Source organism: Izhakiella australiensis, assembly GCF_002006995.1.
In the GTDB taxonomy this organism is placed as follows: Bacteria; Pseudomonadota; Gammaproteobacteria; order Enterobacterales; family Enterobacteriaceae; genus Izhakiella; species Izhakiella australiensis.
The window spans coordinates 216649-234424 of record NZ_MRUL01000002.1; the positions used below are offsets into that span (position 1 = coordinate 216649).

Genomic DNA, 17776 nt, shown 5'->3' on the forward strand with positions numbered 1-17776 from the left:
AGCCGCCGGGATGTGGCAGAATACACGCCAAATTGACTTCGTTATTATGCTGACAGCACGCTGGCAATCTAACCGCGTGACCATGAGTATCCGGAGAAAAAGATGCAGCTTAAACGGGTGGCAGAAGCCAAACTGCCCACCCCCTGGGGGAATTTCCTCATGGTGGGTTTTGAAGAACTGGCAACGGGTCACGATCATGTGGCGTTGGTATACGGCGATGTCAGCGACAATAATCCGGTGCTGGCGCGCGTTCATTCAGAATGCCTGACCGGTGATGCGCTGTTCAGCCTGCGCTGTGATTGCGGATTTCAGCTGGAAGCCGCGCTGGCGCAGATCGCTGAAGAGGGACGCGGCATTCTGCTTTACCACCGTCAGGAGGGGCGTAATATCGGCCTGCTGAACAAAATTCGCGCCTATGCCTTGCAGGATAAAGGCTTTGACACGGTGGAAGCTAACCATCAGCTGGGCTTTGCCGCCGACGAGCGTGACTTTACCCTGTGTGCTGACATGTTTAAGCTGCTCGGCGTTCATGAAGTCCGGCTGCTGACCAATAATCCACGAAAAGTAGAGATCCTCAGCGAAGCGGGGATAAACATTGTGGAGCGCGTACCGCTCATCGTTGGCCGTAATCCTAAGAATGCGCACTATCTCGATACCAAAGCTGTCAAGATGGGCCACCTGCTTAAATAGGTTTTCCACCTGAAAGTGAAAAGAAAAGCCTGGCGTGCCAGGCTTTTTTTATTTCATCAGTTAAGCATATTACGGATAACGTAATGGAGAATGCCATCATTTTGATAGTAGGTCAGCTCATTGCCGGTATCAATTCGACAGCGCGTATCAAGCTCTAGCTTACTGCCGTCAGCGCGGGTCATGGTCACCTTCACCGTACAGCCCGGTTTAAGACTGGCAAGATCGGCGATATCAATCACCTCTTCACCATTGAGCTTCAGGCTGTGACGGCTTTCCCCCTGCGGAAACTCCAGCGGCAGGATACCCATACCAATCAGGTTAGAACGGTGAATACGTTCAAACGATTCGGCGATAACCACTCTGACGCCCTGTAAACGTGGCCCCTTGGCGGCCCAGTCACGGCTTGATCCGGAACCGTATTCTTTACCGGCAATGATCGCCAGCGGCGTACCTTCCGCCATATAGCGCATGGCGGCATCATAAATCGCCAGTTGCTCGCCAGAAGGAATGTGACGGGTAATCCCGCCCTCAACCCCCGGCACCATTTCGTTACGAATGCGTATATTAGCGAAGGTGCCACGCATCATAACCTCATGGTTGCCGCGTCGTGAGCCATAAGAGTTAAAATCCTGCCGCTCAACGCCGCGCTCTTGCAAGTAGCGCCCTGCCGGACTGTCAGCTTTAATGCTACCCGCAGGAGAAATATGGTCGGTGGTTACCGAATCGCCCAGCATCGCCAGCACCCTGGCGCCGTGAATATCTTCTACTGGCTTCGGCGTTTTGCCCATATCGTCAAAGAACGGCGACAGGCGGATATAAGTAGAGCCTTCATCCCAGTCGTAGGTTGCTGCCTCGCTGACGCTGATTTTCTGCCACTCTGGCGTCCCTTCAAACACCTCTGCGTACTCTTTGTTAAACATTTCGGTAGAGACCTGCTGCACCGCCGCGCCGATCTCTTCAGGCGTTGGCCAGATATCTTTGAGATACACCGGCTTACCGGTTTTATCCTCGCCAAGCGGCTGTTCCTGAAGATTAAGCTTCATGCTGCCGGCAAGCGCATAGGCGACCACCAGCGGCGGAGACGCCAGCCAGTTAGTTTTTACCAGCGGATGAATGCGCCCTTCAAAGTTGCGGTTACCGGAAAGCACTGCGCCCACGGTCAAATCGCCCTCTTTAATCGCCGCCTCAATGGCATCCGGCAGCGGGCCGGAGTTGCCGATACAGGTGGTGCAGCCATAGCCCACCAGATTAAAACCAAGTTTATCGAGATACGGCGTCAGGCGGGCATGAGCAAGATAATCGGAAACCACCTTAGAACCGGGTGCCAGCGAGGCTTTTACCCACGGCTTACGCGTTAAACCCAGCTCTACAGCTTTTTTCGCCAGTAATCCCGCCGCCATCAACACGCTAGGGTTGGAGGTGTTAGTACAGGAAGTTATCGCGGCAATGACCACGGCGCCGTCGTTAAGCTGTTCATGCTGGCGCGTTATGGCATCCTGGTAGCTGACGGTTTTATGCTGTTTTTGCGCGTGATTAACCTCCAGCTCGTTGCTGGCATTGAATGCTTCCGGCACCTTGTGCAAAGAGACCCGGTCCTGCGGGCGTTTTGGCCCGGCCAGGCTGGCTTCAACGTCATTCATATCCAGCGAAAGCGAACTGGTAAAAATGGGCTCATCACCTTTATTGCGCCACATCCCCTGCTGTTTCGCATAGGCTTCCACCAGCGCAACCTGCTGGTCGCTGCGTCCGGTCAAACGCATATAGTCCAGCGTGACCTGATCGACCGGGAAAAAGCCGCAGGTTGCGCCATATTCCGGCGCCATGTTGGCAATCGTCGCGCGATCCGCTAATGGCAGATCGTCAAGACCATCACCGTAAAACTCAACGAATTTACCCACCACGCCATGTTTACGCAGCATCTGGGTAACGGTCAGCACCAGGTCGGTTGCCGTGATGCCGGGACGAAGTTTGCCGCTCAGCTTAAAGCCAACGACGTCGGGAATCAGCATCGATACCGGCTGCCCCAGCATTGCCGCCTCAGCCTCAATTCCGCCGACGCCCCAGCCCAGCACGCCGAGGGCGTTAATCATCGTGGTATGGGAGTCGGTACCAACCAGCGTATCCGGATAGGCGATTTCCTCGCCGTTAAGCGTCTCATGCCAGATAGATTTACCCAGATACTCCAGGTTGACCTGATGACAGATACCGGTGCCCGGCGGCACCACGCGGAAGCGGTTAAAAGCTTTCTGCCCCCAGCGCAGGAATACGTAGCGTTCGTGGTTACGCTCCATTTCAAGGCGTACGTTTTCTTCAAATGCGTTATCGTTACCAAACTCATCAACGGTGACGGAGTGGTCGATAACCAGATCGACAGGCGAAAGCGGATTAACTTTTGCGACATCGCCGCCCAGTCGCTTGACGGCTTCACGCATCGCGGCCAGATCGACCACGGCCGGTACCCCGGTAAAATCCTGCATCAGGACGCGGGCCGGACGATAGGCTATCTCACGGTCGGCGTGGGCATTTTTTTGCCACTCAGCCAGCGCGATAATGTCCTCTTCGCTAACGGAATCGCCGTCCTGCCAGCGCAGTAAGTTTTCGAGTAGCACTTTTAAAGATTTTGGTAATTTCGCTATATCACCCAGCTGTTGCTGAGCGCGTGGCAGGCTGTAAAAATGGTAGCGCTGACCCGCTACCTCGAGCGTATCTTTGCTCAAATCCCCTAATGTCGACATTGCTCCTCCTTATAATTCTGACATCGCTTGGTATAACCCGAACAAATGCAGGGTCAGACTTAAAGATAGTACAGCTGGAGTTTAACGTCTTGATAACAACACTATTTGACAAGCGTCAACGTCAATAAATGCAAAACGCCCCGCAAACATCGCCTGCGGGGCGTTTTATCGAATTTATAAATTAGCGAGCGTTTAGCGCATCATCATGCCAGTCCAGCACACCGCGCCCCATACCAGCGCGGAAAACATCCAGGTACTTGACCAAATCATTAAGGTTTTATTCATACATCACCTCACTTCTGAATCTGACTTCCCGCAGGATACTGTTGTCAGGCAGTGCCTGACTGTTAACGACTAACCTTTTTATCGATCATTGCATCAATAAAGCTGCGCTGCTGATCGCTCAAACGCCATGATTCAGGAATCGTCACTGGCTGTTCAGCCTTTACTTTGCAAGCCTTTTCACTCAGCTTGTTTAACTGTTGCGCACTGTGCGGGCGACTTTGAAAATGCATCTGATTAGCTCCAGATCTGCCAAACCAGCAGAGCTACAACCGCCCAGAACAGCGCTGAACCTGCGAAAATCGCTAACCAGGCCTTGCGTTTCAGATCGCTGGTACGCTCAACCTTAACGGTTTTATGCCCGAATTCGGGTTGTACTGATAATCTAGTAGCCATAGTTTTTGATAATCACTCTCAGTTGAACGATTGTTTGAACCAATCAGAAATTAGGATGAATCCTAAACATTTCCTCTCAGGAGATCCAGCTATTTTTGTTGCGCAGCACGATTAACAGTATTAATCATTGCCGTGATAAATAGCCGCTAACTTGTCCATCAGCACGGATGCCTGAATCCCCTTTCACCTGATGTTTTGTTAATTTCATAGCAAAACAGGACCACAGTAAAACACAGAGAAATTAAACAAAGCCTAACCTGAAAGGCTTATTCCCTTGCGTTTAACTAAAGTATGAGAATATTCCTGGGCAACTGCAAAGCGGCAACGATGAAATTGTGCTTTGAATCTCATTTAGAAAATGACAATCGAAAAAGCTGTGATGGGGTTGTCATTTACATAAAATAAATGACAACTCAATAAAGATTTTATTACCAGACAGATACATACTTGATCGGATCGTTCGACATAGTCAGCAGAAAAAGAAAAGTTGACTTAAGTGATTTAACCCAACCTATTTCACCGGCAGCTTAATATCTTTAAACATCGCCTCAATATCCTCATTCGTACGCAGTCCAACCGCCGTATCTACCACGTCGCGGGTAAGATGTGGTGCGAATCGCTGAATAAAATCGTACATGTAGCTGCGCAGAAAGGTACTGCGGCGAAAACCGATTTTCGTTGAGCTAAAGCTGAAAATATCCGTTGCCTCAATGCGCACCAGATCGGAATCGGTAACAGGATCGACCGCCATGCTGGCGATAACGCCCACTCCCAGCCCCAGACGAACATAGGTTTTAATCACATCGGCGTCGGTGGCGGTAAACACAATATGCGGCGTTAAGCCGGCACGGTTGAAAGCGGTGTCCAGCTCAGAACGCCCGGTAAATCCAAAGGTGTAAGTCACCAGCGGAAACTCTGCCAGCTCTTGTATAGAAATTTTCTTTTTGTCCGCCAGCGGATGATCGGCGGTCACGACGACCGAGCGATTCCAGTGGTAACACGGCAGCATAATTAAATCGTCGTAGAGGTGTAGCGCTTCCGTGGCGATAGCGAAGTCAGCGTTACCCTTAGAGACCGCCTCGGCGATTTGCGTCGGCGACCCCTGATGCATGTGCAACGAAACCCGCGGATAACGCTCGATGAAACCTTTAATCACGCCCGGCAAAGCGTAGCGCGCCTGAGTATGCGTCGTCGCCACATATAACGAGCCTTTATCAGGCCAGGTATGTTCACCCGCAACGGATTTTATCGCATCGACCTTTGATAACACCTCACGCGCGATGCGAATAATTTCCTGGCCTGCCGGGGTTACCTGGGTCAGATGCTTGCCACTGCGGGAGAAAATCTGAATACCCAGCTCATCCTCAAGCATGCGTACCTGCTTGCTGATGCCGGGCTGCGAGGTGTATAACCCTTCGGCGGTAGAGGAAACGTTAAGGTTGTGATTGACTACTTCTACGATATAACGCAACTGCTGCAGTTTCATTGTTCATTATCCCAATCGCGTGTCACCGCTCCGTCAGCGCCGACAAAGCCACACGGAGTTTTATAAAAAAACATAATAAGAAATGCTTTTTCTATAACCACTATAACATTGTTGTCACAGATGTATAGTCGCGACCGGGAAAAGTGAAGGGCCAGCATTGACGCTGGCCCGGCGGGATTATTTGCTACTGACCTGCCACTCGCCATCAACATAGAAAGCGGACCAGCCGGTTGCTTTGCCCTCTTTTTCACTGCTGACGTACTGCTGTTTGGTTTTACGACTGAAGCGCACCACCGTTTTATTGCCTTCGCCGTCAACAGCCGGCGCGTCAGCCAGATAGCTCAGCTTTTCCGGCAGCCTGTCGCGAAAACGTTGCAGCTCTTCAACCAGCGGCGCGCGCGTTTCGCGTGACTTCGGAAAAGTACTGGCCGCCAGGAAAACCCCGGCAGCGCCATCGCGCAGCACAAAATAAGCATCCGACTTCTCGCACTGCAGTTCCGGTAGCGGAACCGGATCTTCTTTCGGCGGGGCCACTTCGCCGTTGCGCAAAATTTTGCGGGTGTTTTTGCACTCATCATTAGTACAGGCCATGTACTTACCGAAGCGGCCCATCTTCAGATGCATTTCCGAACCGCATTTTTCGCATTCAACGACCGGACCGTCATAGCCCTTAATGCGGAACTCGCCCTGTTCAATTTCGTAACCGTCGCAGGCCGGGTTATTACCGCATACGTGCAGCTTACGCTGATTATCGATCAGGTAACTGTCCATTGCGGTGCCGCATTTCTGGCAGCGTCGACGGGCGCGCAGCGCGTTGGTTTCAGCATCATCGCCTTCCAACACGTTCAGCACTTCATTTTCAGGAATCAGATTAATCGTCTGCTTGCAGCGCTCTTTCGGCGGCAAGGCATAGCCGGAACAGCCCAAAAACACCCCGGTGGTCGCGGTGCGTATCCCCATTTTACGGCCGCAGGTCGGACAGTCGATCGACGTCAGGATCATCTGGTTAGGCGGCATACCGCCGTCTTGCGGATCTTTTTCCGCCTGATCCAGCTGCTGACTGAAATCGCTGAAAAACGTATCCAGAACCGACTTCCACTGCGCCTGATTATTGGCCACCTGATCGAGGCTGTCTTCCATGTGGGCAGTGAAGTCATAGTTCATCAGCTCACGGAAATTACCTTCCAGCCTGTCGGTCACGATTTCGCCCATTTTCTCCGCATAGAAACGGCGGTTTTCGCTGCGCACATAGCCGCGATCCTGAATGGTTGAAATGATTGAGGCATAGGTGGACGGGCGACCGATGCCACGCTTTTCCAGCTCGCGCACCAGTGAGGCTTCGCTAAAGCGGGCCGGCGGCTTGGTGAAGTGCTGGCTCGGCACCAGCTGCTGCAGGCTAAGCTCATCGCCGACGTTAACCGTTGGCAAGGTGCGATCTTCATCGCCTTTACGTAGCGCCGGCATCACTTTTGTCCAGCCATCAAACCGCAGGGTACGTCCTTTGGCGCGCAGTTTGAATCCTGCCGCCTCTACGGTCAGCGTGGTGGAATCATACTGCGCCGGCGTCATCTGACAGGCGACAAACTGACGCCAGATCAGCTGATAAAGCTTCTGCGCATCCGCTTCCATATCTTTAAGGCTGTCGCCGGTGACGGTAACGTCTGACGGTCGGATCGCCTCGTGCGCTTCCTGCGAATTTTCTTTACTGGCGTACTGGTTGGGCGCGGCGGGCAGATACTTATCACCATAGCTTTTACCAATGTAATCGCGCACCATGCTCAGCGCATCCTGGCTGAGGTTAGTAGAGTCGGTACGCATATAGGTAATGTGGCCAGCTTCGTACAGGCGCTGCGCCATCATCATGGTTTTCTTCACGCCATAACCCAGGCGCGTACTGGCCGCCTGCTGCAACGTTGAGGTGATAAAAGGCGCGGAAGGTTTGCTGCTGGTCGGCTTATCTTCGCGATCTTTCAGTACGAAGCGTGCCTTCTCCAGCAGGCTGACGGCGGCCTGCGTCTGCTCGCGGTTAACCGGACGAAATGCTTTGTCGCCCTGATGGGTGACGTCCATCGGCAGGTCGCTGCCTGCCGGGGTGGTCAGATCGGCTGCCAGTTCCCAGTATTCTTCCGGAACAAAAGCTTTAATCTCGCGTTCGCGTTCAACGACCAGCCGCACAGCCACCGACTGAACGCGACCGGCGGACAGGCCGCGCGCGATTTTTTTCCACAGCAGCGGCGACACCATATAGCCAACCACGCGGTCCATGAAGCGGCGCGCCTGCTGCGCGTTGACCCTGTCAATATTCAGACCGGTCGGCTTTTCAAACGCCTGACGAATGGCGTTCTTAGTAATTTCGTTAAATACCACGCGGCTGTAGCGTGAGTCATCACCGCCGATCACTTCCCGCAGGTGCCAGGCGATAGCCTCCCCTTCGCGGTCAAGGTCGGTTGCCAGATAGATGTGGTCTGCGTTCTGGGCAAGTGATTTCAGCTCAGAGACAACCTTCTCTTTACCGGGCAGAATCTGATAATCCGCTTGCCACTCATGCCAGGGATCGACGCCCATACGGTGGACCAGCGCGCTTTTCTCATCTTTCTTACCCGTTTTACTGGTTTTAGAGTCAGCACTCTTTTTAACGGTTGAACCACTAGTCGGCAAATCCCGGATGTGACCAACGCTGGATTTCACCACGTAGTCTTTTCCGAGATATTTATTGATTGTTTTGGCCTTTGCCGGGGACTCAACAATTACCAGAGCTTTACCCATATTTACCTTTACCTGATGATAACTTCCGAGTTTAAGAAAAGACGTAAGCTGCAATCAGCCAACTGCACGCTGGTTATATTACGGCCTGTACTTTCTATTTCAAGCCACGCTAGCTGCACCCAGCAGTTTAAATGCACATACTTCAACCGACTGATTCAGTAAGTTTTTTTCTGGCTAACTTCCTGCATGCTATGCCTGCATGCCAGCGAATTTACGCCGGAATTCCGAAACGCCCACACTCTACCTGATAAAATCTGTTACGCAACTTAATTAGCATCCGCTGGCCATTTACGCCAGAAACCTGGCGAAAATCAGAGATCGCAACCCTGAGCGCTGTTAGCATTCAGTTTAATGAGTACGGGTTATTCTCGCCTGTTGGTCTGGCGGCATTACGCAGGAGGTTTCATGACACAATCGGTACAGCCTATTAGCGCCGACGAATTGCTGGTTATTGCCAATAATTTACTTAAACAACATGAGGATTATCTGCCGGGAGTAAAGGCGGATTCAGTAAAACAGCGGGGAGACGTTCTGGTATTTAACGGTGATTTTTATCTGGATGAGCAAGGGTTACCGTCGGGCAAAACCACCGTTGTATTTAATTTGTTTAAATATCTTGCGCATAGCCTGTCATCGCAGTATCGCCTGAGCGACGTGTCCTGACCGCTAAGCTAAGGGCCGGTTGACCGGCCCCTGCCCGCTTAATTCAGCGGTCGGTTACCGCGCTGCCAGAGACGCAGCAGCAGCTGCTCAATGCTGGCACTGGCGCTATGCGTGAACCGGTCCATCATTTTTTTCCGCCGACTGAAGCGCACCGCGATCACCTCAAAGCGCTCCAGATGGCTGATAATAATATCGTCACTGGTGTTAATCGCGTCGACCAGCCCTTTTTCCCGCGCCTGAGTGCCGTACCAGTGTTCCCCGGTCGCCACCTGTTCGATATCAAGCGATGGGCGCATCTGATGAACAAACTGTTTAAACAACAGATGGGTTTCATTCAGATCCTCACGAAATTTCTCACGGCCTTCATCGGTATTTTCGCCCAGCAGCGTCAGGGTACGCTTATACTGGCCCGCGGTATGAAGTTCGATATCTATATCGTTACGTTTAAGCAGGCGGTTGAAGTTAGGAATTTGCGCCACGACGCCGATTGAACCGATGATTGAAAATGGCGCCGCAACAATGTTGTCCGCCACGCAGGCCATCATGTAACCGCCGCTGGCGGCAACCTTATCCACCGCAACGGTCAGGCGGATGCCCTTTTCACGCAGTCGCTGCAGCTGTGACGCGGCAAGTCCGTAGCCATGAACCACGCCGCCGGGGCTTTCCAGCCGTACCAGCACCTCATCCTGCTCGCTGGCGACGGCCAGCACCGCCGAGACCTCCTCACGCAGCGAGGCAACCTCACCGGCATCCATGCTGCCTTTAAAGTCAATAACGTACAGCACCGGCTTGCTGCTCGCCTCGTCGCCAAGCCTGGCGCGTTTTTTTTCGTCTTTCGCTTCCTGCTTGTCTTTTTTCTTTTGCGCTTTATGCCAGAGTTTCTGCTGGTGATGTTTCATGCGCCCCAGCTGCATATCCTCTTTCATGCTGTGGTAACGTTCACCGAGATTAGTCAGCTTAAGCTGGCCGGATTCTCCGCGTTTACGCAGCGCTACATTGGCAATAATCACAATCACCGCGGCGATGGCGATAACCACCGTCACCGTTTTCGCGAGAAAGAGACCATAATAAGAAAGTAACTCCACAGATTCCGCCTTACAAAATATAACATTCCATTCAGGTGGCAATCAGTTTAACCGGGTTATGGTAACACGTCGCCTGTTTAACCTGACCGGCGCACAAATTACGCGTCTGCGCGATTGAACTGGCGCTTTTTTTCGGGCATAAAGCTTGTTATTCATCAGGTTATTTATCAGGACAGGGGCCACAACGACACGGGGCCAACACGCCAGCGAGGATTGTTAACGTGCATTACCAACCTAAACAGGACCTTCTGCAAAACCGTATTATTCTGGTTACCGGCGCTACCGACGGTATCGGCGCCGAAGCGGCGCTGACCTACGCGCGCTATGGCGCGGAGCTGGTGCTGCTCGGACGTAACGAGGATAAACTCAAGCGCGCCGCTGAGGCGGTTCGCCTGGCAGGCAACGGGCAGGTTCATTACTGGAAGCTGGATTTGGATACCACCAGCGCCGGAGACTGTCAGATGCTGGCTCACGAAATAGCGCAACGCATTCCGCGTCTGGATGGCGTATTGCACAACGCTGGCGTGCTCGGCGATATTGTGCCGATGATCGACCAGGCGCCGGAGGTCTGGCAGCAGGTGATGCGCATCAACGTTGATAACACCTTTTTCCTTACCCAGGCGCTGCTGCCGCTGCTGCTAAAATCGGATGCCGGTTCGCTGGTTTTCACCACCTCCAGCGTTGGCCGCCAGGGGCGCTCCGCCTGGGGCGCTTACGCGGTATCTAAATTTGCTACGGAAGGAATGATGCAGGTGCTGGCGGAAGAGTATCGCAGCCAGAATGTGCGGGTGAACTGTATTAATCCCGGCGGAACCCGAACCAAAATGCGCGCCAACGCCTTTCCCGATGAAGATGCCGCCAGGCTCAAAACCCCGGCCGATATCATGCCGCTCTATCTCTACTTGATGGGCGATGACAGCCGGCGCAAAACCGGTATCAGCTTTGATGCCCAGCCGGGACGTAAGCCCGGAGCCGCAGAATAATGGCTCAGGACCGTCATCAGCAGCGCCAGCAGCGGCTAAAAGAGCAGGTTGATGCTCGCATTGCCGCCGCCAGTGAAAAGCGCGGCATCCTGCTGGTATTTACCGGCAACGGCAAAGGTAAAACGACCGCAGCCTTCGGCACCGCCTGTCGCGCGGTTGGCCATGGCCGCCAGGTGGGTGTGATCCAGTTTATCAAAGGGGAATGGCCTAACGGCGAACGCAACCTGCTCGAACCACAGGGCGTTGAGTTTCAGGTAATGGCGACCGGATTTACCTGGGAAACCCAGAGTCGTCAAACGGATACCGATGCCTGCCTTGCGGTATGGCAACATGCCACCCGTATGCTGGCCGATCCGGCGCTCGATCTGGTTATTCTTGACGAATTAACCTATATGCTGAGCTTTGACTATCTGCCGCTGGCCGACGTAATAGCGGCGCTGAAGTCGCGTCCTGACCATCAAAGCGTGATTATTACCGGCCGTGGATGCCATCGCGATCTGCTGGAACTGGCGGATACCGTTACGGAAATGCGCCCGGTGAAGCACGCTTTCGACGCCGGTATTCAGGCGCAGGAAGGTATCGACTGGTAATAAAAACGGGCGCTGCCGAGCCCGTTTCTGATTGCTATCACGCTCCCGCAACCCTTTATTTGCCAGCGCTGCCCCTATCAGGCAGTCGCTAGCCCCGGCGCGTCGACGGCCGGCGTCCCTGACCTGCCCGCCCGGAAGTTGCGCCTTTGGTGGTATGACGCTTTACCGCACGGCGGATCTGGTTTGCCTTGGTGCGGCGGCGGTCTTTCTCCACAGGTACGCGACTTGTGGTTTCCGCTGGCAAGCCCACCATCTCACGCAGATAATTGACCGGCGGCAGATCCAGCTCAGTCCAGCCGCCGCGCGGCAATCCTTTTGGCAGCGGAATATCACCGTAGCGCACGCGCAGCAGGCGACTTACCTGCACGCCCACCGCTTCCCACAGCCGACGAACCTCACGATTGCGGCCTTCGGTAAGGGTGACGTTATACCACTGGTTCATGCCTTCCCCGCCGGTGTATTTCAGCGTTTTAAAGGCGGCAGGACCGTCTTCTAACTGCACACCGCGGCTCAGCTGGCGGATTTTCTCATCATCAATCTGACCGAAAACCCTCACCGCATACTCGCGCTCAACCTCCCGGCTGGGGTGCATCAGGCGATTAGCCAGCTCACCATCGGTGGTAAACAGCATTAAGCCGCAGGTATTAACGTCAAGGCGGCCCACGGCAATCCAGCGCGCACCGCGCAGACGCGGCAGGCGATCAAACACCGTCGGGCGTCCGTCCGGATCGCTGCGGGTACAAAGCTCGCCCTCGGGCTTGTAATAGGCAAGCACCCGGCAAATTTCACTTTCGCTTTCGGTGACGTTGACCAGGTGACCATCAATACGAATTTTCAGGCTTTTATCCGCTTCAACGCGATCGCCAAGGGTAGCCAGCTTGCCATCAATGCTGACCCGACCGGCGGCGATCATCGTTTCAATTTCACGACGCGAGCCGTGACCGGCGCGGGCTAAAACTTTTTGTAACTTTTCGCTCATTTCGCGACCTCGCTGTCGCCTTCACAGGCATCAGTATCATTATTTAACACCACCAGCAGACAGTGGAAAACCGCTGCTGGCAGTAGACAAAGGCCGGGCATTCTACCCGAACTTAACTTCGATTGGTAATAAATAGCTGCGCGCTATCATCGCCCGTGCTGATTATAAAAATGGCTTAACGCTGCCCGCCCCTTCACGTACCACCACCGGCACGTCGTCCGTCAGATCAACCACCGTGGTTGGCTGCTGCCCGAGGGAGCCACCATGAATGACCAGTTCGACCAGATTACCCAGTTTGTCATAAATTTCATCGGGATCGGATTCGGTAAAATCGTTACCGGGCAGGATCAGCGAGGTTGACATAATGGGTTCGTTTATCTGCGCCAGCAGCGCCAGCGCAACTGGATTGGAAGGCACGCGCAGACCGATGGTTTTTCGCTTGTCATTCATCAGTCGCCGCGGCACCTCTTTGGTGGCCTTCAAAATAAAGGTGTAGTTGCCGGGGGTGTTGTTTTTAATCAGCCGGAACGCGCTGTTATCAACCTGGGCGTAGCTGGAAAGCTCAGAAAGGTCGCGGCAGATCAGGGTAAAGTTGTGGTTACCTTCAAACTGACGGATACGACAAATCCGCTCCATGGCGCCTTTCTCTTCCAGCCGGCAGCCTAAGGCATAACCGGAATCGGTTGGATAGACAATCACGCCGCCTTTATTGATGATTTCCACCGCCTGCTTGATCAGTCGGGGCTGGGGATTTTCCGGGTGTATATGAAAAAATTGACTCATGATTCCTCCTGAGTGACTAACCCGGCCTGAGGCTGTAATTCTGGATATTTTATCCATATGGCCTCAACGCCGCCGGGCAGCCAAAGTTTTTTGCCCAATTCAATCCAGGCGCAGGGCTGATGAAAATCGGAGCCCTGAGACGCAGCCAACTCATAATCGCGGGCATATTGCGCCAGCTGGCTTCGCTCCGTCGGTGCCTGCTGACACTGCGCGACCTCCATTGCGTCGCCCCCTTCCTGCTTAAAATGGAGCATTAGCCGCTTCAGCCATTTAGCGGAAAGATTATAACGTCCCGGATGCGCCAGCACCGCTTTTCCAGCAGAATGATGAATAGCATCAATGGCTTGTTTAATTGTACACCACTGCGGCGGTACGTAGCCGGTTTTTCCCCGCGCCAGGTAGTTCTTAAACACCTGCGCCATATTAGTCGCCTTACCCTGTTCGATAAGAAAGCGCGCAAAATGCCCGCGGGTGATGGCGCCACCGGCAGCCAGCGCCATCGCGCCCTGCAGCGCACCGGGAATATTCGCTTTTTCGAGCCGGCTGGCAATCATCTCCGCCCGACTTAGCCTGCGAGCAGACTGCTGCTGCAACAGCGTCTCCATGGCGGCGGCCCTGGGATCGATGCCAAGACCAACGATATGGATTTCATGGTTTTCCCACAGGGTCGATATTTCAACGCCGGGCAGCAGATGGAGCGGCAACCCTTGCTGCGCAATTGCCTGCTGCGCCGGCGCAATACCGGCGACGGTATCGTGGTCGGTTAACGCCAGCACCCCTACCCGCATTTGTACCGCCCTGGCAACCAGTTCCGCCGGCGTAAGTACGCCATCGGAGGCCTGGGAATGGCTATGTAGATCGTATAGCGGGAAGCTGTTAAGTATGCTCATAACCGTCGATAAGGTTCCGAAACAATAAACCAGCGCGCATCATACGCCGTTTAAACAAAGATGAAAAAGCTGCTTGACATTCCACGCATGAACTAGTTTACTAGTACGTAAGTTCAGAATAAGGTAGCGATATCATGACAGCATTAATAAATGCATATACTGGTTGGTGGCGCAGCGCTCATTTGAGGGCCGAGTCGTCACATACCCGTTAACCGGATGATGCCGATACCTGAGCCCGCTTAAGCGGGTTTTTTTTTACCTGATTGTTGGGAATATTTTATGCCGAATGTTAAACCAGCGCTCAAACTGATTACCAGTGAGGCACCTTACCGTGAAGATGCCGCTAACGTATTTAATCAGCTTTGCGGCGCCCGCCCGGCTTCGCTACTGCTTGAATCTGCTGATATAGACAGCAAGCATAATCTTAAAAGCCTGCTGATTGTAGATAGCGCCCTGCGCATCACCGCGCTTGGCAATCAGGTGACGATTAAGGCGCTTTCAGCTAACGGCGGTGCGCTGTTAGCGCTGCTTGACGCCGCGCTGCCGAAAGAAGTCGAAAACGGTATCCATCCCGATGGCCGCACGCTGACTTTTCCTCAGTTCGCCGCCGATCTCGATGAAGACACGCGGCTGAAGTCACTGTCGGTGTTTGATGCCCTGCGCCTGATCCCGGCGCTGGTTAGCGCTCCGCAGGATGAACGGGAAGCCATGTTTCTTGGCGGCCTGTTTGCCTATGATCTGGTCGCGGGATTTGAAGACCTGCCCCGGTTAGAGAGTGACCAGCGCTGCCCGGACTACTGTTTCTACCTGGCAGAAACCTTACTGGTGATCGACCACCAGAAACAGCAAGCACGTCTGCAAGCCAGCCTGTTTGAACAAGAGCCAACCGAATTTCTGCGTTTGCAAACCCGCATTGAACAGTTGCGCAGTCAGATGACGCAGCCTGCCCGCCCGCTGACGGCCATGCAGGTAGAGAATATGACGCTGAACTGCAATCAGAGTGACGAAACTTACTGCAATATCGTGCGTGATATGCAGCAGGCAATTCGCATCGGCGAAATTTTTCAGGTCGTGCCTTCACGGCGTTTTTCACTCCCCTGTCCGTCGCCGCTGGCTGCCTATGATGTCCTGAAAAAGAGTAATCCCAGCCCGTACATGTTTTTCATGCAGGACCGCGACTTTACGCTGTTTGGCGCCTCACCGGAAAGCTCACTGAAATATGATGCCGTCAGCCGGCAAATTGAAATTTACCCTATTGCCGGATCGCGTCCGCGCGGACGCTTCCCGGATGGCTCTCTCGATCGCGATCTCGACAGCCGTATTGAGCTGGAAATGCGCACCGATCATAAAGAGCTGGCCGAACATCTGATGCTGGTTGACCTGGCGCGCAACGATCTGGCGCGTATCTGCGTGGCCGGCAGCCGCTATGTGGCTGACCTGACCAAAGTCGATCGCTACTCCTTCATTATGCATCTGGTTTCACGGGTGGTCGGCGAGCTGCGCGCCGACCTCGACGTGCTGCACGCTTACCGCGCCTGCATGAATATGGGTACCCTGAGCGGCGCCCCGAAAGTACGGGCGATGCAGCTCATCGCCGGCGCGGAGAAAAGCCGCCGCGGCGCATACGGCGGCGCCGTTGGTTACTTTACCGCTCACGGCGATCTTGATACCTGCATCGTCATCCGCTCAGCCTATGTTGAAGATAGCGTCGCCTATGTGCAAGCCGGCGCGGGCGTGGTGCTTGACTCCAATCCGCAGGCGGAAGCCGACGAATCAAGAAATAAGGCGCGCGCCGTGCTGCGCGCCATCGCCACCGCCCATCACTGCAAGGAGATGTTCTGATGGCTGAGATTTTACTGCTCGATAACATCGACTCGTTTACTTACAACCTGGTCGACCAGCTGCGTGCTTTTGGCCATCAGGTGGTGGTTTACCGTAATAGCGTCCCGGTCGACATTCTGACCGAGCGACTGAAAACCATGGAGAAGCCGGTGCTGATGCTATCTCCCGGCCCAGGCACGCCTTCACAGGCTGGCTGCATGCCAGCGTTGCTGCGCCAGCAGCGCGGTCGCCTGCCGATTATTGGCATCTGCCTCGGTCATCAGGCCATCGTTGAGGCCTATGGCGGCCATGTCGGCCAGGCGGGCGAAATCCTGCACGGTAAGGCTTCGGCGATAACCCATGATGGCCAGGCCATGTTTGCCGGGCTCAGCAATCCGCTACCGGTTGCCCGCTATCATTCGCTGGTCGGCAGCAATACGCCGGACGAGCTGATCGTTAATGCGACCTACAACGGCATGGTGATGGCGGTTCGCCACGAAGTCGACCGCGTATGCGGCTTCCAGTTTCATCCTGAGTCGATACTGACCACTCAGGGCGCCCGTTTACTTGAGCAGACTCTGGCCTGGGCGCTGGCCTGATGCGCGCACCAGAAGAAGGAATTATCAAATGAATAGCATTCTGGAAAAAGTTTATCAGGGGCAGTTCCTGAGCCAGACTGAGAGCCATCAGCTGTTTTCGTCGATTATTACCGGCCAGCTCGAACCGACTCAGCTGGCGGCAGCCTTAATCGCCATGAAGGTTCGCGGCGAACGTCCTGAAGAGATCGCCGGCGCCGCCACGGCGCTGCTGGAAGATGCCCGTCCCTTCCCGCGCCCAGCTTACGCCTTCGCCGATATCGTTGGTACCGGTGGCGACGGCAGCAACAGCATTAATATTTCAACCGCCAGCGCGTTCGTTGCCGCCAGCTGCGGCCTGAAAGTGGCTAAACACGGTAATCGCAGCGTTTCCAGTAAGTCCGGTTCATCCGACCTGCTGGCGGCGTTTGGCATCAGCCTCGACCTGCCCGCAGAGCAGGCGCGCCAGGCGCTGGACGATCTTAACGTCTGCTTCCTGTTTGCGCCGCAGTACCACAGCGGCTTTCGCCATGCGATGCCGGTACGCCAGCAGCTGAAAACCCGTACCCTGTTCAACGTGCTGGGGCCGTTGATTAACCCCGCCCGCCCGCCGTTGGCAGTGATCGGTGTCTACAGCCCGGAGCTGGTGCAGCCGATAGCGCAGACGCTGAAAATGCTTGGCTATCAGCGTGCGGCAGTCGTCCACGGCGGCGGTATGGATGAGGTCGCGCTGCATGCAGCAACCCATATTGCCGAGCTGCGCGACGGAGAGATCACCAGCTACCAGCTCACGCCGCAGGATTTCGGTCTGAACGCCTACCCGAAAGAGGCGCTGGCTGGCGGGACGCCGGAAGAAAACCGTGACATTCTTACCCGTTTGCTCCAGGGTAAGGGCGATCGCGCCCATGAAGAGGCCGTTGCCGCTAACGTCGCATTACTGCTTAAAATATTCGGCCATGAAGATTTGCGTTCAAATGCTCAGCAGGCGCTGGAAACCATCCGTAGCGGACAGGCCTATCAGCGTGTTGTCGCCCTGGCAGCCAGAGGATAAT

General features: G+C 54.4%; 14 protein-coding genes and 1 pseudogene. 6 read left to right on the plus strand and 9 right to left on the minus strand.

Features of this window, described 5'->3' with window-relative positions; translation table 11 throughout:
• The first annotated feature begins 102 nt into the window (after positions 1 to 102).
• The gene (ribA, locus tag BTJ39_RS04345) at positions 103 to 690 is read left to right on the plus strand and encodes a GTP cyclohydrolase II (RefSeq protein WP_078001451.1); all 588 of its coding nucleotides are present in this window, start codon (positions 103 to 105) and stop codon (positions 688 to 690) included.
• A 56-nt stretch (positions 691 to 746) separates the two neighbouring features.
• Here the strand turns inward: ribA and acnA are convergent, their stop codons facing one another.
• From acnA to topA, 5 genes are all read right to left on the minus strand, one after another.
• On the minus strand, positions 747 to 3425 hold the full coding sequence (gene acnA, locus BTJ39_RS04350; RefSeq protein ID WP_078001452.1) for an aconitate hydratase AcnA: 2679 nt from the start codon (positions 3423 to 3425) through the stop codon (positions 747 to 749).
• Between the two features lie 347 nt (positions 3426 to 3772).
• Positions 3773 to 3940 carry a hypothetical protein gene (locus tag BTJ39_RS24775; RefSeq protein ID WP_176110224.1) on the minus strand — a complete coding sequence of 56 codons (168 nt, stop codon included), beginning with the start codon at positions 3938 to 3940 and terminating at the stop codon, positions 3773 to 3775.
• A gap of 4 nt (positions 3941 to 3944) precedes the next feature.
• A complete protein-coding gene (locus BTJ39_RS04355; RefSeq protein ID WP_078001453.1) occupies positions 3945 to 4103 on the minus strand; it encodes a YmiA family putative membrane protein in 159 nt (52 codons plus the stop codon).
• A gap of 511 nt (positions 4104 to 4614) precedes the next feature.
• Positions 4615 to 5589 carry an HTH-type transcriptional regulator CysB gene (gene cysB, locus BTJ39_RS04360; protein ID WP_078001454.1) on the minus strand — a complete coding sequence of 325 codons (975 nt, stop codon included), beginning with the start codon at positions 5587 to 5589 and terminating at the stop codon, positions 4615 to 4617.
• Between the two features lie 177 nt (positions 5590 to 5766).
• The gene (gene topA, locus BTJ39_RS04365; RefSeq protein ID WP_078001455.1) at positions 5767 to 8355 is read right to left on the minus strand and encodes a type I DNA topoisomerase; all 2589 of its coding nucleotides are present in this window, start codon (positions 8353 to 8355) and stop codon (positions 5767 to 5769) included.
• A 405-nt stretch (positions 8356 to 8760) separates the two neighbouring features.
• On the opposite strand from topA, the gene BTJ39_RS04370 reads away from it, so the two are divergent.
• Positions 8761 to 9018 carry a DUF2498 family protein gene (locus BTJ39_RS04370; protein WP_078001456.1) on the plus strand — a complete coding sequence of 86 codons (258 nt, stop codon included), beginning with the start codon at positions 8761 to 8763 and terminating at the stop codon, positions 9016 to 9018.
• Between the two features lie 38 nt (positions 9019 to 9056).
• Here the strand turns inward: BTJ39_RS04370 and sohB are convergent, their stop codons facing one another.
• Positions 9057 to 10103: a protease SohB gene (sohB, locus tag BTJ39_RS04375; protein WP_078001457.1), complete on the minus strand. Its 1047-nt coding sequence runs from the start codon at positions 10101 to 10103 to the stop codon at positions 9057 to 9059.
• Positions 10104 to 10324: 221 nt separating this feature from the next.
• On the opposite strand from sohB, the gene BTJ39_RS04380 reads away from it, so the two are divergent.
• Positions 10325 to 11086 carry a YciK family oxidoreductase gene (locus BTJ39_RS04380; RefSeq protein WP_078001458.1) on the plus strand — a complete coding sequence of 254 codons (762 nt, stop codon included), beginning with the start codon at positions 10325 to 10327 and terminating at the stop codon, positions 11084 to 11086.
• On the plus strand, positions 11086 to 11676 hold the full coding sequence (cobO, locus tag BTJ39_RS04385) for a cob(I)yrinic acid a,c-diamide adenosyltransferase (protein WP_078001459.1): 591 nt from the start codon (positions 11086 to 11088) through the stop codon (positions 11674 to 11676). Before BTJ39_RS04380 ends, cobO begins: the two co-directional genes overlap by 1 nt.
• An 88-nt stretch (positions 11677 to 11764) precedes the next feature.
• Here cobO and rluB read toward each other — a convergent pair whose 3' ends face one another.
• The 3 genes from rluB to rnm form a co-directional block, all read right to left on the minus strand.
• The gene (gene rluB, locus BTJ39_RS04390; protein WP_078001460.1) at positions 11765 to 12655 is read right to left on the minus strand and encodes a 23S rRNA pseudouridine(2605) synthase RluB; all 891 of its coding nucleotides are present in this window, start codon (positions 12653 to 12655) and stop codon (positions 11765 to 11767) included.
• 162 nt (positions 12656 to 12817) lie between these two features.
• Positions 12818 to 13438, minus strand: coding sequence for an L-threonylcarbamoyladenylate synthase (locus BTJ39_RS04395; RefSeq protein ID WP_078001461.1), 621 nt, complete (start codon positions 13436 to 13438; stop codon positions 12818 to 12820).
• Positions 13435 to 14328 carry an RNase RNM gene (gene rnm, locus BTJ39_RS04400; RefSeq protein ID WP_078001462.1) on the minus strand — a complete coding sequence of 298 codons (894 nt, stop codon included), beginning with the start codon at positions 14326 to 14328 and terminating at the stop codon, positions 13435 to 13437. The genes BTJ39_RS04395 and rnm overlap by 4 nt, the downstream gene beginning before the upstream one ends.
• A 279-nt stretch (positions 14329 to 14607) precedes the next feature.
• Between rnm and BTJ39_RS04405 the strand changes: the two genes are divergently transcribed.
• Positions 14608 to 16170, plus strand: a complete 1563-nt coding sequence (locus BTJ39_RS04405; protein WP_078001463.1) for an anthranilate synthase component 1 — start codon at positions 14608 to 14610, stop codon at positions 16168 to 16170.
• A pseudogene (gene trpD, locus BTJ39_RS25090) lies at positions 16170 to 17775 on the plus strand (bifunctional anthranilate synthase glutamate amidotransferase component TrpG/anthranilate phosphoribosyltransferase TrpD). Before BTJ39_RS04405 ends, trpD begins: the two are co-directional and overlap by 1 nt.
• Position 17776 lies beyond the last annotated feature (1 nt).